The 13700-nt window shown below is 71.4% G+C and carries 12 protein-coding genes and 1 pseudogene; 5 read left to right on the forward strand and 8 right to left on the reverse strand.

What is annotated here, in order from left to right:
- Nucleotides 1–747, forward strand: a pseudogene (locus AOK11_RS34680) (tetratricopeptide repeat protein); the annotation flags it as partial.
- A 5-nt stretch (nucleotides 748–752) separates the two neighbouring features.
- Here the strand turns inward: AOK11_RS34680 and AOK11_RS34685 are convergent.
- From AOK11_RS34685 to AOK11_RS34695, 3 genes are all read right to left on the reverse strand, one after another.
- Nucleotides 753–1271, reverse strand: a complete 519-nt coding sequence (locus AOK11_RS34685; RefSeq protein ID WP_157869514.1) for a VOC family protein — start codon at nucleotides 1269–1271, stop codon at nucleotides 753–755.
- 26 nt (nucleotides 1272–1297) lie between these two features.
- Nucleotides 1298–2365 carry an EamA family transporter RarD gene (gene rarD, locus AOK11_RS34690; RefSeq protein WP_079035269.1) on the reverse strand — a complete coding sequence of 356 codons (1068 nt, stop codon included), beginning with the start codon at nucleotides 2363–2365 and terminating at the stop codon, nucleotides 1298–1300.
- A gap of 189 nt (nucleotides 2366–2554) precedes the next feature.
- Nucleotides 2555–3409 carry an SDR family oxidoreductase gene (locus tag AOK11_RS34695; RefSeq protein ID WP_055597631.1) on the reverse strand — a complete coding sequence of 285 codons (855 nt, stop codon included), beginning with the start codon at nucleotides 3407–3409 and terminating at the stop codon, nucleotides 2555–2557.
- 162 nt (nucleotides 3410–3571) lie between these two features.
- Here AOK11_RS34695 and AOK11_RS34700 point away from each other — a divergent pair, with 162 nt between their 5' ends.
- The gene (locus AOK11_RS34700; protein ID WP_055597632.1) at nucleotides 3572–3952 is read left to right on the forward strand and encodes a winged helix-turn-helix transcriptional regulator; all 381 of its coding nucleotides are present in this window, start codon (nucleotides 3572–3574) and stop codon (nucleotides 3950–3952) included.
- An 84-nt stretch (nucleotides 3953–4036) separates the two neighbouring features.
- Here the strand turns inward: AOK11_RS34700 and AOK11_RS34705 are convergent, their stop codons facing one another.
- The 5 genes from AOK11_RS34705 to AOK11_RS34725 all read right to left on the reverse strand — a co-directional run bounded on the left by AOK11_RS34705 (nucleotide 4037) and on the right by AOK11_RS34725 (nucleotide 11331).
- On the reverse strand, nucleotides 4037–5038 hold the full coding sequence (locus AOK11_RS34705) for a 2-oxoacid:ferredoxin oxidoreductase subunit beta (RefSeq protein ID WP_055597640.1): 1002 nt from the start codon (nucleotides 5036–5038) through the stop codon (nucleotides 4037–4039).
- 133 nt (nucleotides 5039–5171) lie between these two features.
- The gene (locus AOK11_RS34710; protein ID WP_055597633.1) at nucleotides 5172–7103 is read right to left on the reverse strand and encodes a 2-oxoacid:acceptor oxidoreductase subunit alpha; all 1932 of its coding nucleotides are present in this window, start codon (nucleotides 7101–7103) and stop codon (nucleotides 5172–5174) included.
- 385 nt (nucleotides 7104–7488) lie between these two features.
- Nucleotides 7489–8160: a response regulator transcription factor gene (locus tag AOK11_RS34715; RefSeq protein WP_055597634.1), complete on the reverse strand. Its 672-nt coding sequence runs from the start codon at nucleotides 8158–8160 to the stop codon at nucleotides 7489–7491.
- A gap of 336 nt (nucleotides 8161–8496) precedes the next feature.
- A complete protein-coding gene (locus tag AOK11_RS34720) occupies nucleotides 8497–9864 on the reverse strand; it encodes a sensor histidine kinase (RefSeq protein WP_055597635.1) in 1368 nt (455 codons plus the stop codon).
- A 234-nt stretch (nucleotides 9865–10098) separates the two neighbouring features.
- Nucleotides 10099–11331 (reverse strand): sensor histidine kinase, encoded by a 1233-nt coding sequence (locus AOK11_RS34725; RefSeq protein WP_055597636.1) that lies wholly within the window; start codon nucleotides 11329–11331, stop codon nucleotides 10099–10101.
- Nucleotides 11332–11567: 236 nt separating this feature from the next.
- Here AOK11_RS34725 and AOK11_RS34730 point away from each other — a divergent pair, with 236 nt between their 5' ends.
- The 3 genes from AOK11_RS34730 to AOK11_RS34740 form a co-directional block, all read left to right on the forward strand.
- On the forward strand, nucleotides 11568–11987 hold the full coding sequence (locus AOK11_RS34730) for an NADH-quinone oxidoreductase subunit A (RefSeq protein ID WP_055597641.1): 420 nt from the start codon (nucleotides 11568–11570) through the stop codon (nucleotides 11985–11987).
- Nucleotides 11978–12685 carry an NADH-quinone oxidoreductase subunit B gene (locus tag AOK11_RS34735; RefSeq protein ID WP_055597637.1) on the forward strand — a complete coding sequence of 236 codons (708 nt, stop codon included), beginning with the start codon at nucleotides 11978–11980 and terminating at the stop codon, nucleotides 12683–12685. The genes AOK11_RS34730 and AOK11_RS34735 overlap by 10 nt, the downstream gene beginning before the upstream one ends.
- Nucleotides 12682–13700, forward strand: a 1019-nt coding sequence (locus tag AOK11_RS34740) for an NADH-quinone oxidoreductase subunit C (protein WP_079035271.1), incomplete at its 3' end; no start/stop codon positions are given. The genes AOK11_RS34735 and AOK11_RS34740, both read left to right, overlap by 4 nt.

Below are 13700 nucleotides of genomic sequence, written 5' to 3' on the forward strand. Positions count from 1 at the left end.
ATGGACGCGCGGCCGCACCCCGCCCCCGAGGCCGACGGCCGCTCCTGGACCCCGCCGGCGCCCCCGAGGCCCTCGGCGTCTCCCCTCCCTCCGGCCGACCGGATACCGAGCCCCCTGCCCGCGACGGCCGACCCGGCGCCGAAAGCCGTTCGTCCCCGGACGCCCGCGCCGCGTCCGGAGGCCGTGCACGGCACCGGCACCGACCTCGATTCCAAGCCGACCCCGCCCCGCGGCTTCGACGCCGTGGCGGAGGCGGTGCTCGCCGACGAGCCGTCGGCCGTCCCGGGCGGGACCCATCTGGCGGAGCCCATGGGCCGGATCAACGACGCCGTCCGGGCGGGCCGGATCGACACGGCGGCGCGACTGGCCGGGGAGACGGTGACCGAGGCCTCGCAGACTCTGGGGCCCGAGCACCCCGAGGTCCTCCGGCTGCGTGAGCTGACCGCGTACATCGCCTATCTGGGCGACGAGCCGCTGCACGCCTTCCGGGTCTCCCTCGAGCTCGCCGGGATCCACCGCCGGGCGGGCGACGCGGAGGCCGCCTACGGCAACGTCCGCAGCGCGGCCACCGCTTGGCGCGCGGTGCGCGACCCGCTGCGCGGGCTGGAGCTGGGACGCGACCTGATCGAGCTGTGGACCGCGCTTGCCACCGAGGACGGTCCGGCCGCCGACGAGATCGAGGAACTGGAGTCCGCCCGCGCCCGCATGGGCCGCCTGACCGACCGCGCCCGCGCCCAGCACGGGTGAGTGCGTCAGTGCACGCAGTACTCGTTGCCTTCCGGGTCCGTCATCACGCTCCATGAACCGGACGGTTCCCGCACGTGCCGGAGCACCCTCGCGCCGAGCCGCTCCAGCCGCCGCACCTCCTCCTCGCGGCGCCCCTCACCGGGGTGCAGGTCGAGGTGGAGCCGGTTCTTGACGGTCTTCGCCTCCGGCACCCGCTGGAAGAGCAGCCGCCGTCCCAGACCCGTGCCGCTCTCCTCCTCGTGCGGGTCGTCGGGGTGCCGCACCGCGATCAGGTCCCGGAAGGCGCGACGGCCGTGGTGCTCGACGGTGAGGTCGGCCGTCACGGCGCCCAGACCGAGCAGTTTCTCGATGAGCGGGCTGTTGTCCTCGACCGTGTACCCGAGGGCGGCAGCCCAGAAGTCGGCCTGTGCGTGGGGATCGGCCGCGTCGATGACGAGCTTCCAGTGGAGGGGGGCGACGGCAGCGACAGGAGGGTCGGCGGTCTCGGACGGGCCGGGCGTGGGTGATGTCGGTGGCTGCGTCATGGAGCCATTCAACGCGCTGGGAAGCGTTAAGGCCCGACCTTCGGCGCATCCACCGAGTCCCCTGCATCCACCGCGTCCACCGCGTCCAACGGGTTCGCCAGGACCACCGGGTTCGCCACGACCGAGGGGTCCACCGGGCCGGCCGCCGTGCCGGTCGCTGCTGCCGCCGCCACCTTCGCCCGCTCCCTGGCGAGCGCGCGGGCGGTACGGCGGGCGGTGCGCAGCGCGTCCCAGGTCAGCAGCATGAGCGCCAGCCACACCAGTGCGAATCCGGCCCAGCGCTCGGGCGGCATGGCCTCCTTGAAGTAGAGGATGCCGAGCAGGAACTGGAACACCGGGGCCAGATACTGGAGCAGCCCCATCGTGGACAGCGGCACACGGATCGCGGCGGCACCGAAGCAGACCAGGGGGAGCGCGGTGACGATCCCGGTGGCGGCGAGCAGCGCCGCGTGTCCCGCGCCCTCGGCGCCGAACGTGGAATCGCCCTGGCTGCTCAGCCACAGCAGATAGCCGAGTGCGGGCAGGAACTGGATGGCCGTCTCGGCGGCCAGCGACTCGATACCGCCGAGGTCGACCTTCTTCTTCACCAGCCCGTAGACGGCGAAGGAGAAGGCGAGGCAGAGGGAGATCCACGGCGGGCGGCCGTAGCCGACAGTGAGGACGACCACCGCGGCGAAACCGACCCCGACCGCCGTCCACTGCACGGGGCGCAGCCGTTCCTTGAGCAGCAGCACGCCGATGGCGATGGTGACCAGCGGGTTGATGAAGTAGCCGAGGGAGGCCTCGACGACGTGTCCGGAGTTCACCGACCAGATGTAGACGCCCCAGTTCACGGTGATGACCGCCGCGGCGACCGTGACCAGGGCCAGTCGGCGGGGTTGCCGCAGCAGTTCCCCGAGCCAGGCCCAGCGGCGTATGAAGAGCAGGGCGGCGCCCACGAAGAGCAGCGACCAGACCATCCGGTGGGCCAGGATCTCCACGGCCCCCGCGGGCTTGAGCAGGGGCCAGAAGAGGGGGACGAGTCCCCACATGCCGTACGCCGCGAAGCCGTTCAGCAGTCCCTTGCGCCGCTCGCCGGCCGACTTCTCGGTCACGGGCCCTCCCTCTCACCTGGTGCACCGGACGTACTCGACGCGTCCGACGCACCCGGCGCGTGCCCTGCTGCGAACGACGCCCGACGCCCGCCCGGACGACGGTAACGCCGGACGCCCCCGCATGTCATGCCCGTATCGGAATACGGTCATGACATGCGGGGGCGTCCGGGCCGCAGGCCTGCGGGGAGGTCAGCCCTTCAGGGCGGCGGTGACGGCGTCCGCGAGCGGGGTGGTCGGGCGGCCGGCCAGACGGGCCAGGTCGCCACTGGTGACGACCAGCTCACCCTTCTCGATGGAGACGTCCACGCCGGCGAAGACGGCGGCCACGGGCTCGGGCAGTCCGGCACCGGTCAGGATGCCGGTGAGCTCCTCGACCGTGACCTGCCGGTAGGCGATCTCCTTGCCGGTCTGCCGGCTCAGCTCGGCCGCGTACTCGGCGAGGCTCCACGCCTCGTCGCCACCCAGCTCGTACGTCTTGTTCTCGTGGCCCTCGCCGGTGAGTACCGCGACGGCGGCCGCGGCGTAGTCGGCGCGCGCGGCGGAGGAGATACGACCCTCACCGGCGGCGGCGACGACCGCGTTGTGCTCCAGCACCGGGGCGAGGTTCTCGGTGTAGACCTCGTGGTACCAGCCGTTGCGCAGCAGGACGTACGGCACGCCGGAATCCAGCAGAGCCTTCTCGGTGCCGCGGTGGTCGTCGGCGAGCGCGGCGGTCAGCGCCTTGGGGGCGCTGGTGTAGGCGAGCAGGGCGACACCGGCGGCCTTCGCGGCGTCGATGACGGCCGTGTGCTGTCCCACCCGGTCCGCGCCGACCTCGCTGCCCGAGATCAGCAGTACCTTGTCGCCCGCCGCGAACACGCCGTCGAGGGTCTCGGGAGCGTTGTAGTCGGCGACCGCGAGCCGGACACCGCGCTCCGCCAGATCGGCGGCCTTCTCCGGGCTGCGCACGACGGCGGTGACCTGCTCGGCCGGAACCTTCTCCAGCAACTGCTCCACGACGTGGCGGCCGAGGTTTCCGGTGGCTCCGGTGACGACGATGCTCATGCTCAGAACTCCTTGTGGGGGTGCGATGGCATCAACGCTACGACTTACGCTAACTTTTTGTAAGTACCCACTTTGAAGTAAGGTACTGGCGTGACGGTAAGCGAGGGTGTGTTCGCGTCCCGGGCGCCCGTTCCCAGGCCTCTGCTGAGCGAGCGGGAGGCGATGTGCCCGCACCGCTTGGTCCTGGAGCATGTGACGAGCCGCTGGGGCGTGCTCGTGCTGATCCGGCTCCTGGAGCGGCCCCACCGCTTCAGCGAGCTGCGCCGGGCGATCGGCAGGGTCAGCGAGAAGATGCTCACCCAGACCCTCCAGACGCTGGAGCGCGACGGCCTCGTCCACCGTGACGCCAAACCGGTGATCCCGCCGCGCGTCGACTACTCCCTCACCGACCTGGGGCGCGAGGCCGCCGAACAGGTGCGCGCGCTGGCCTTGTGGACCGAGCGGCGCATGGACGGCGTACTGGCCGCCCGCCAGGCGTACGACGAAGCCCGGCGAACGCACGCCGAAACCCTGCGGGCAGACCACGAGGCCCGGACGCTCTGAAGCGTCCGGGCCTCGTGCGGGGCGTTCCGCGTGCGGTCGTCCCCGGAGCGGTTGCACCTCGGGCGGCCGTACAACGGTGGCTGCTCAGCCGACGACCGTCCAGGTGTCGGTGCCCGCCAGCAGCGCGCCGAGTTCGCCCTTGCCGTGCTGCTCGACGGCGGTGTCCAACTGCTCCGCCATCAGCGTGTCGTAGACCGGACGGTCCACGGAGCGGAAGACACCGATCGGGGTGTGGTGCAGGGTGTCCGGATCGGCGAGCCGGGACAGCGCGAACGCGGTGGTCGGGGACGCCGAGTGCGCGTCGTGGACCACGATCTCCGCCTCGTTCTCCGGCGTCACCGCGACCACCTCCAGATCCCCGGTGGTCCGGTTCCGGACGACGCCCTTCGCACGGTCCGTTCCGAAGCGGATCGGGCTGCCGTGCTCCAGCCGGATCACCGCATCCTCGGCCTGCTGCCGGTCCTTGAGGACCTCGAAGGCGCCGTCGTTGAAGATGTTGCAGTTCTGGTAGATCTCGATCAGGGCGGTGCCCGGATGGGCGGCGGCCTGCCGCAGCACCTCGGTCAGATGCTTGCGGTCCGAGTCGACCGTACGGGCCACGAAGGACGCCTCCGCGCCGATCGCCAGCGACACCGGGTTGAAGGGCGCGTCCAGCGAACCCGCCGGAGTCGACTTGGTGATCTTGCCGATCTCGGAGGTCGGCGAGTACTGGCCCTTGGTCAGGCCGTAGATCCGGTTGTTGAACAGCAGGATCTTCAGATTGACGTTACGGCGCAGCGCGTGGATCAGATGGTTGCCGCCGATGGACAACGCGTCCCCGTCACCGGTGACGACCCACACGCTCAGGTCCCGCCGGGACGCCGCCAGGCCCGTCGCGATCGCGGGGGCGCGGCCGTGGATGGAATGCATCCCGTAGGTGTTCATGTAGTACGGGAAGCGGGACGAACAGCCGATGCCGGAGACGAAGACGATGTTCTCCTTCGCCAGCCCGAGCTGGGGCATGAAGCCCTGCACGGCGGCCAGGACGGCGTAGTCGCCGCAGCCGGGGCACCAGCGCACCTCCTGGTCGGACTTGAAGTCCTTCATCGACTGCTTGGCCTCGGCCTTGGGCACCAGGGCGAGCGCGTCGCCGAACGGGGAGTCCCCGTGGGAGGAGTCCTCGTGGGAGGAGTGCCCGCGGGGGGAGTCGCCGAGGGAGGACGGGCCGTCTGCCAGTGTCTCAGTCATCGATGGCCTCCTTCAGGACCTCGGCAAGCTGCTCCGCCTTGAACGGCATGCCGTTGACCTGGTTGTAGGAGTGGGCGTCGACCAGGTACTTCGCCCGGATCAGGGTGGCGAGCTGGCCGAGGTTCATCTCCGGTACGACCACTTTCTCGTAACGCTTCAGGACCTCCCCCAGATTCCGCGGGAAGGGGTTGATGTGGCGCAGATGGGCCTGCGCGATCGCGCCCCCTGCGCCCCTGATGCGCCGTACGGCCGCGGTGATGGGCCCGTAGGTGGACCCCCAGCCGAGCACGAGCACCCTGGCGTCGCCGTCCGCGTCGTCGACCTCCAGGTCGGGGACGTCGACGCCGTCGATCTTCGCCTGCCGGGTGCGCACCATGAAGTCGTGGTTGGCCGGGTCGTACGAGATGTTGCCCGTGCCGTCCTGCTTCTCGATGCCGCCGATCCGGTGCTCCAGACCCGGGGTGCCCGGGATCGCCCACGGCCGGGCCAGCGTCCGCGGGTCCCGCTGGTACGGCCAGAACACCTCGGTGCCGTCGTCCATCGTGTGGTTGGGCCCCTGCGCGAACCGCACTCTCAGATCGGGCAGTTCCTCCGGGTCCGGGATGCGCCACGGCTCGCTGCCGTTGGCCAGATAGCCGTCGGAGAGCAGGAACACCGGCGTCCGGTACGTGAGCGCGATCCGGGCCGCCTCGAGAGCCGCGTCGAAGCAGTCGGCCGACGTGCGCGGCGCGACCACCGGGACCGGCGCCTCGCCGTTGCGCCCGTACATCGCCTGGAGCAGGTCCGCCTGCTCGGTCTTGGTGGGCAGGCCCGTGGACGGGCCGCCGCGCTGGATGTCCACGATCAGCAGCGGCAGCTCCAGCGACACCGCGAGACCGATCGTCTCGGACTTCAGCGCCACCCCCGGACCCGATGTCGTCGTCACGGCCAGCGAACCGCCGAAGGCCGCCCCCAGCGCGGCGCCGATGCCGGCGATCTCGTCCTCGGCCTGGAAGGTCCGCACACCGAAGTTCTTGTGCCGGCTCAGTTCGTGCAGGATGTCCGACGCCGGTGTGATCGGGTACGACCCCAGGAACAGCGGCAGGTCCGCCTGCCGGGACGCCGCGATCAGCCCGTACGCCAGGGCCAGGTTGCCGGAGATGTTGCGGTACAAGCCCGGCGGGAACGCCGTGGTGGCCGGAGCCACTTCGTAGGAGACGGCGAAGTCCTCCGTCGTCTCCCCGAAGTTCCAGCCCGCGCGGTACGCGGCGATGTTGGCCGCCGCGATGTCCGGCTTCTTGGCGAACTTCGAGGTCAGGAACTTCTCCGTGCCCTCGGTCGGCCGGTGGTACATCCAGCTCAGCAGGCCGAGCGCGAACATGTTCTTGCTGCGCTCGGCCTCCTTGCGGGTGAGGTCGAACTCCTTCAGCGCTTCGATCGTCAGCGTCGTCAGCGGCACCGGATGGAGGCTGTAGCCGTCGAGCGAGCCGTCCTCCAAGGGGTTGCTCGCGTAGCCGACCTTCTGCAGCGCCCGCTTGGTGAACTCGTCCGTGTTGACGATGATCTCCGCACCGCGAGGCAGATCCCCGATGTTCGCCTTCAGGGCGGCCGGGTTCATCGCCACCAGCACGTTCGGCGCGTCACCGGGGGTGAGGATGTCGTGGTCGGCGAAGTGGAGCTGGAAGGACGAGACACCCGGCAGGGTGCCGGCCGGGGCACGGATCTCGGCGGGGAAGTTCGGCAGGGTCGACAGGTCGTTGCCGAAGGAGGCCGTCTCCGAGGTGAAGCGGTCACCGGTGAGCTGCATACCGTCACCCGAGTCTCCCGCGAACCTGATGATCACCCGGTCCAGACGGCGGACGTCCTTTCCACCCGCCGCTTTGCGCTGCTCTCCTAGGACTGTTCCGTCGGCCTGCTCCGCTGGGCTGCTGACCTGGTTGGTCACTGAACTGGACCTCCTCGAGGGCGGCTGTCCGGGACCGGCCCTCCCTCGGGCCGTCCCTGGATCAACCCTACGTCCGTAAGGGTCGCCTTCCTCGGGTCATTCGCATCTTGGACACGACTTCGCGACGTCCCGCGCGACGCCGGCACGACATCCGGAGCACCGACGTGTCCCACCTCCTGCCCGGATTCCCCCCTGGTCGCCGACCCACCGGCTCCTGCCCTCCAGGACGCCTCCCGCCCGCCGGCGGTTCGGCCGGGGCGTGCCGATGTCAGCCGGGGCGTGCCGGCGTCACCCGAAGGTGGGGCAGGGGTTCCGGCGCAGGTGCGCAGGGGGAGCAGGAACGCAGGGGCCGGAGGGCAGGGGAGACGGGTATGCAGGCAGAGGTTCAGGAGTTGAGGTAGGTGAGGACCGCGAGCACCCGGCGGTGATCGCCGTTGCTCGGGGAGAGCCCCAGCTTCAGGAAGATGTTGCTGACGTGTTTCTCCACGGCTCCGTCGCTCACCACCAGCTGCCGGGCGATCGCCGAGTTCGTCCGTCCCTCGGCCATCAGTCCCAGAACCTCCCGCTCACGCGGGGTGAGTCCCGCGAGAACGTCCTGCTTGCGGCTGCGGCCGAGCAACTGCGCCACCACCTCGGGGTCCAGTGCCGTACCGCCCTCGGCCACGCGCACCACCGCGTCCACGAACTCCCGCACCTCGGCCACCCGGTCCTTGAGCAGGTAGCCGATGCCCCTGCTGGAACCGGCGAGCAGTTCCGTGGCATAGCGCTCCTCCACGTACTGCGACAGCACCAGCACCCCGACACCCGGATGCGTCTTGCGCAGCTGGACGGCGGCCCGCACCCCCTCGTCGGTGTGCGTCGGCGGCATCCGGACGTCGGCCACCACGACGTCCGGCAGCTCCCCTTGATCGTTCAGCTCGGTGATCGTCTTGATCAGCGCGTCGCCGTCGCCGACCCCCGCCACGACATCGAGCCCCCGGTCGGTCAGCAGCCGGGTCAGGCCCTCCCGCAGCAGCACTGAATCCTCGGCGATGACCACGCGCACCTTGTCCTCCATGATTCCTCGGCCCCCATGCCCCTCCTCCGCGCCCGCCCGTGCGGCGGGCCCGGCTGACGGGACCAGCATCCCAGCATCCGGTGGGGGATGCGGAGGGGCACAGGAGAGAAGTCTTCGCGGGCAGGGGCCCGCACCGGTCGCAGGGCCCTGCCCTGGCACAGGGCAGGGGCGTTTCCCGGCACAGGAGTGTGTGCGGGTACGGGCCCACCGCCCGTACCCGCACACCTGTCGGTCGCTTCCGCGTCGTCAGCCGCCGCTCACTCGCTCACCCGCCGGTCGGCCGGCCTGCTGGTGTACCGACCGCCGGTCTGTTCATCCACCGGCGCGCTCACCCGGTCACCGCATCTGCTCCGCCCGCCAGGGCAGTTCCGCCGTCACCCGGGTCGGGCCGCCGGCCGGTGAGTCGACCACCAGGATTCCGTCCACCGCGTCCAGCCGCTCCGCGAGACCGGCGAGTCCGGAACCCTCGGACACGTCGGCGCCGCCCACGCCGTCGTCCTCGACCTGCACCATCAGCCGGTTCTCCGTCCGCCACACCTCCACGGTCGCCCGGGTCGCCCGCGCATGCTTGCTGATGTTCTGCAGCAGCTCCGAGACCGTGAAGTAGGCGATGCCCTCGATCGCCGGCGCCGGGCGCTCCGTCAGATCCACCTCGACCTGCACCGGGACCGTGCACCGGGAGGCCACCGACGAGAGCGCTGCGTCGAGACCCCGGTCGGTCAGCACGGCCGGGTGGATGCCGCGCGCCAGGTCCCGCAGCTCCTGCAGTGCCGTCTTCACCTCGCCGTGCGCCTCGTCGACCATGTGCGCCGCGGCCCGCGGGTCCTCCCTCAGCTTCTCCTTCGCCAGCCCCAGGTCCATGGCCAGCGCCACCAGCCGGGCCTGCGCCCCGTCGTGCAGATCGCGCTCGATGCGCCGCAGGTCCGCCGCTGCCGTGTCCACCACGGCGCCCCGGTCGGACTCCAGCTCGACCACCCGCGTCGCCAGCCGCGACGGCCCGAGCAGCCCGTGCACCAGCAGCCGGTCCACCATGGTCAGCGCCCGCACGATCCACGGCGTGGCGAGGGTGAACAGCAGTCCGATCAGCACGGTCACCGTGATCTCGAACGGGTTGTCCAGGTAGATCTGGTGCTGCCCGTCGCCGTACAGCTGTATCCCGCCCTGACCGGCGTACATCGGGAACACCCAGAACCACAGGGGGTACGTCAGCAGCGACCAGCCGATCGACCAGACGGTCACCGAGACGGTGAAGGCGAGCACCGCCCACGGCAGGTGCAGCACCGCGTACAGCAGCGACCGCCACGAGGCACCGCTCTTCAGCACCGCCCCCATCCAGGCCACGAACCCCTGGCGCTTCATCCGCAGCGGCTCCGGCTCGGCCACGTCCAGGCCCAGCAGCCCCCGCGCCCGCATCCGCTCCAGCGCCCCGAACCCGCGGCATCCGGCGAGCCCGGCGGCCAGCACCGGTACGCCGAGGAACGTCACCAGCAGACCGGCCCCCAGCGACACCATCGTGACCGCGTAGGTGAAGAGCAGAATGCTGATCGGCAGACTCAGCAGGACGTACACCAGCTCGCGCCAGGTTCGTCCCTCGACCGGTGCCCGCAGCACGGCCGGCACCCGGTGCCGCCGCTCACCGGTCCTCCCGGGGTGCCCGGTGGGCGTGCTGTAGAGCCCGTAGCCCTGTCCGTACTCGGTGGCCATCGACGTCGTCCTTCTCCTCGTCCGGCGGCTGTGCTGTCGTATCTCCAGACTCCTCCGCAGCAGGCCGGTGGACCATGGAGTACGTCGCAGTCTTGGACGGGGGGTTTTCCCTACCTCCGACCGGGGTGGACGGCTGTGCGCGCAGGGGTGCGTCAGGCGTGGCCGTGGGGGGCGCGGCTGTGTGGGGCGCGGCCGTGTGGGGCGCGCGAGGCGGGCGCGGCTGCGTCGGGCTCGTTACGTGGTCGGCCGTACGGAGTCCTGCGTGGGCATGGGCGTGGGCGTACGCGTGTCCTCGGCGAGGGCGCCGGAACGGTCCCGCCACGGCAGCTCCGCCGTCACCGTCGTCGGCCCGCCCTCCGGCGACTCCACGACGAACAGACCGTCGACCGCGCCCAGCCGGTCCGCGAGACCCCGCATCCCCGTACCGCCGTCCAGGCTCGCGCCGCCGTGGCCGTCGTCCTCCACCTGGATGAGCAGGCGGCCCTCCGAACGCCACACCTCGACCGAGGCCGTACGCGCCGCACTGTGCTTGCTGACGTTCTGCAGCAGCTCGGAGACGGTGAAGTAGGCGATGCCCTCGATGGCCGCGGCCGGCCGCTCGGTGAGATCCACCGTCACCCTCACCGGCACCGTGCAGCGCGAGGCGACCGACGAGAGCGCTGCGTCGAGACCGCGGTCGGTCAGCACGGCCGGGTGGATGCCGCGCGCCAGGTCCCGCAGCTCCTGCAACGCCAGTTTCACCTCGCCGTGCGCCTCCTCGACCATCGACGCCGCCGCGTCGGGATCCTCCAGCAGCTTCTCCTTGGCCAGGCCCAGCCCCATGGCCAGGTTGACCAGCCGGGCCTGCGCGCCGTCGTGCAAGTCGCGCTCGATCCGCCGCAGATCCGCCGCGGCCGTGTCGACCACGACCCCCCGATCGGACTCCAACTCGGCTATGCGCCGCTCCAGTTCGTCGGACGGCGACAGCAGGCCGCGCACCATCGCCCGGTCCGCGTTGGCCAGCCCCCGCGCGATGAACGGCAGCACAGGCCACAGCACGAACAGCGAGGTCAGCGTGACGGTGAAGGTGACGATGCCCCACGGCAGGCGTATCACCTCGTACAGTGCCGTGCGCCAGCCCACCGGGTCCTTCAGCGCCATCCACAGCCGCGGCAGGAACCCTCCGGCACCGTGCAGCGGCAACCGGCTCGGTTCCTCCACCCGCACTCCGAGCAGCGCCCTGGCCCGCGCCCGCTCCCCCCTGCCCAGCAGCCGCGTCCCCATCAGACCGGCCGCGAGCAGCGGGAACCCGACCACCGTGACGGTCAGCCCGAGCCCCAGGAACAGCACGGTCACGACGTAGGTGAAGCCCACCAGCGACATCGGAAGGTTCGCCAGGAGGTGGGCGATCTCCTTCCAGGTGTGCCGGTCATAGGCGAAACGCGCCGGTGGCGGGCGGCCGGCGGGAGAAGGGAAGGGCTCGGTCATGTGTCATAGCGTGCACGGCCCCGGGGGGCCCGCGCCATGAGGTGGGCCCCTGATATCCACTGGGGAAATCCCCACCCCCCCGTGCCAGGGGTGACGGGCTGCTTACAGGGCACTTATCAGGGCCTAGACTCCCGTGCGTACAGATCGTCGAACAGCGAGGGGCGGACGTGCGGCAACCGACCGTCGTCGATCCGACCGGCTTCGACCCGACCGGCGTCGATCCGGCAGGCTTCGACATGACCGGCAGCGATCCGGCTGCCGCGCTCGCTTCGCACCAGGTCGCGGCGGCAGAATACTTTCAGGCGTACTCGGTCGTCGGACTGCTCGCCGTCGTCGGCGTGCTGTTCGTCGCCTTCGCCTTCGGCGCGGGACGCCTGCTGCGACCGGTGGTCCCCACACCGGAGAAGCTCATGACGTACGAGTGCGGAGTCGACCCCGTCGGCGAGGGCTGGGCCCACACCCAGGTCCGCTACTACGTCTATGCCTTCCTCTACGTGATCTTCGCTGTCGACTCGATCTTCCTCTTCCCCTGGGCGACCGTCTTCGCCGCCGACGGCTACGGCGCGACCACGCTCGTGGAGATGTTCATCTTCCTCGGCTTCCTCGCCGTCGGCCTGCTGTACGCATACAAGAAGGGCGTCCTGACATGGACGTGACTCCCACCGACTCACCGGGCGCCGCCACCCCGTCGGGCGCGGGTCCGGTCCCGGCCCCGGATCCCGGACCGGTGCTGCTGCCCGAGCCCGTCGTGCTCCCTGCCGAAGGCAGCGGAAAGCTCGGCGCGCTCGCCCGGCTCGCCCCCGAGCCGATGAAGGTGATCCTCAACTGGGGCCGCCGCTACTCCCTCTGGGTCTTCAACTTCGGCCTCGCCTGCTGCGCGATCGAGTTCATCGCCGCGTCGATGGCCCGCCACGACTTCATCCGCCTCGGCGTCATCCCCTTCGCACCGGGACCGCGCCAGGCCGACCTGATGGTCGTCTCCGGAACGGTCACGGACAAGATGGCACCCGCGGTGAAACGTCTGTACGAGCAGATGCCCGAGCCGAAGTACGTCATCTCGTTCGGCGCGTGCAGCAACTGCGGCGGACCGTACTGGGACTCCTACTCCGTCACCAAGGGCGTCGACCAGATCATCCCGGTCGACGTCTACGTCCCCGGCTGCCCGCCGCGGCCCGAGGCACTGCTCCAGGGGATCCTGAAACTCCAGGAGAAGATCGCACGGGAGTCGCTGGGGGAGCGGTACGGGGCCGGTGGGCGAGGTGCTTCGGCGGCGGCGCTGCAGAGCGGGTTGGTGAAGCCGCCGGCGCCGGGGGAGCCCGGTGCGGTGAAGCCGGGCCCGGGGGAGGACCGATGACCGCGGTCGGCTGGCTCCCCACCGACGCCGAGGAGCTGTTCGGTACGGAGGCCACGGCCGAGGAGTCGTACGACGTCCTCACCGTCGACGTCCCGCCCGCCTCCTGGCTCCCGGCCCTGGAGACCGCGCGCGACCGGCTCGACTGCACCTACTTCGACTGGTTGAGCGCGGTCGACGAGCCCGGCACGGGTTTCCGCGTCACCGCCCACGTCGTGGCACTCTCCCCGGTACGGCGCCTGCTCCTGCGTACGACCGTCCCGCACGAGGCCCCGACGCTGCCCTCCGCGGTAGGCGTCTACGCGGGGGCCGCCTGGCACGAACGCGAGACGCACGAGATGTTCGGCGTCGACTTCACCGGCCACCCGGCACTCGACCACCTGCTCCTGCCGGACACCTTCGAGGGCCACCCCCTGCGCAAGGACTTCGTCCTCGCCGCCCGCGTCGCCAAGGCCTGGCCCGGCGCCAAGGAACCCGGCGAGCCCGAACAGGGCGGTCCCAGGCGCCGTCAGATGCTTCCCCCGGGGGTCCCCGACCCCAATGAGTGGGGTCCCCTGAAGGGCCAGCTCCCGCCGGCCCCGTCCCGTCCGGCCCGGGGTGCGGGCAGGGCGGCCACCGGCACCGGTGCCGGACCCGCCGCAGGACGAGCACCCGGCGACCGTCCGCTGCGCCGGACCCGTACGGCGGCGGAGGGTTCCGCGAGCCAGTCGGCCCCCGCAGGGACGGAGGGCGAGGGCCGTCCCGCCCCGCCGCCGCGCCGGAACCGCACGGCGGCCGAGGGCTCCGCGAGCCAACAGGCCGCGCGCACCCCCGAGCCCCCGGCCGCCGACACCGCGGCACAGCCCGGGACACCCCCGCCGGCCACCCCCCGGACGCGCCGTGCCCGGAGCGCGAGCGAGGGCTCGGCATCCCAGCGCGAGCGGTCGACGGCAGCCGCGTCCGGAACGTCCGAGGAAGCGGAGAAGGCCGCGGAGGACACGGTCGGCTCTGCTGCCGGCCCCGGCCCCGGCCCCGGTCC

Origin of the sequence: Streptomyces hirsutus, from assembly GCF_001418415.1 — a bacterium.
Classification (GTDB): domain Bacteria; phylum Actinomycetota; class Actinomycetes; order Streptomycetales; family Streptomycetaceae; genus Streptomyces; species Streptomyces hirsutus.

Bases quoted from the DNA above. Each gene is read 5' to 3' on its own strand.
- AOK11_RS34685 (WP_157869514.1), bottom strand. From the start codon at position 1,271: ATGACGCAGCCACCGACATCACCCACGCCCGGCCCGTCCGAGACCGCC.
- AOK11_RS34695 (WP_055597631.1), bottom strand. From the start codon at position 3,409: ATGAGCATCGTCGTCACCGGAGCCACCGGAAACCTCGGCCGCCACGTC.
- AOK11_RS34700 (WP_055597632.1), top strand. From the start codon at position 3,572: ATGTGCCCGCACCGCTTGGTCCTGGAGCATGTGACGAGCCGCTGGGGC.
- AOK11_RS34705 (WP_055597640.1), bottom strand. From the start codon at position 5,038: ATGAAGGACTTCAAGTCCGACCAGGAGGTGCGCTGGTGCCCCGGCTGC.
- AOK11_RS34715 (WP_055597634.1), bottom strand. From the start codon at position 8,160: ATGGAGGACAAGGTGCGCGTGGTCATCGCCGAGGATTCAGTGCTGCTG.
- AOK11_RS34720 (WP_055597635.1), bottom strand. From the start codon at position 9,864: ATGGCCACCGAGTACGGACAGGGCTACGGGCTCTACAGCACGCCCACC.
- AOK11_RS34725 (WP_055597636.1), bottom strand. From the start codon at position 11,331: ATGACCGAGCCCTTCCCTTCTCCCGCCGGCCGCCCGCCACCGGCGCGT.
- AOK11_RS34730 (WP_055597641.1), top strand. From the start codon at position 11,568: ATGACCGGCAGCGATCCGGCTGCCGCGCTCGCTTCGCACCAGGTCGCG.
- AOK11_RS34735 (WP_055597637.1), top strand. From the start codon at position 11,978: ATGGACGTGACTCCCACCGACTCACCGGGCGCCGCCACCCCGTCGGGC.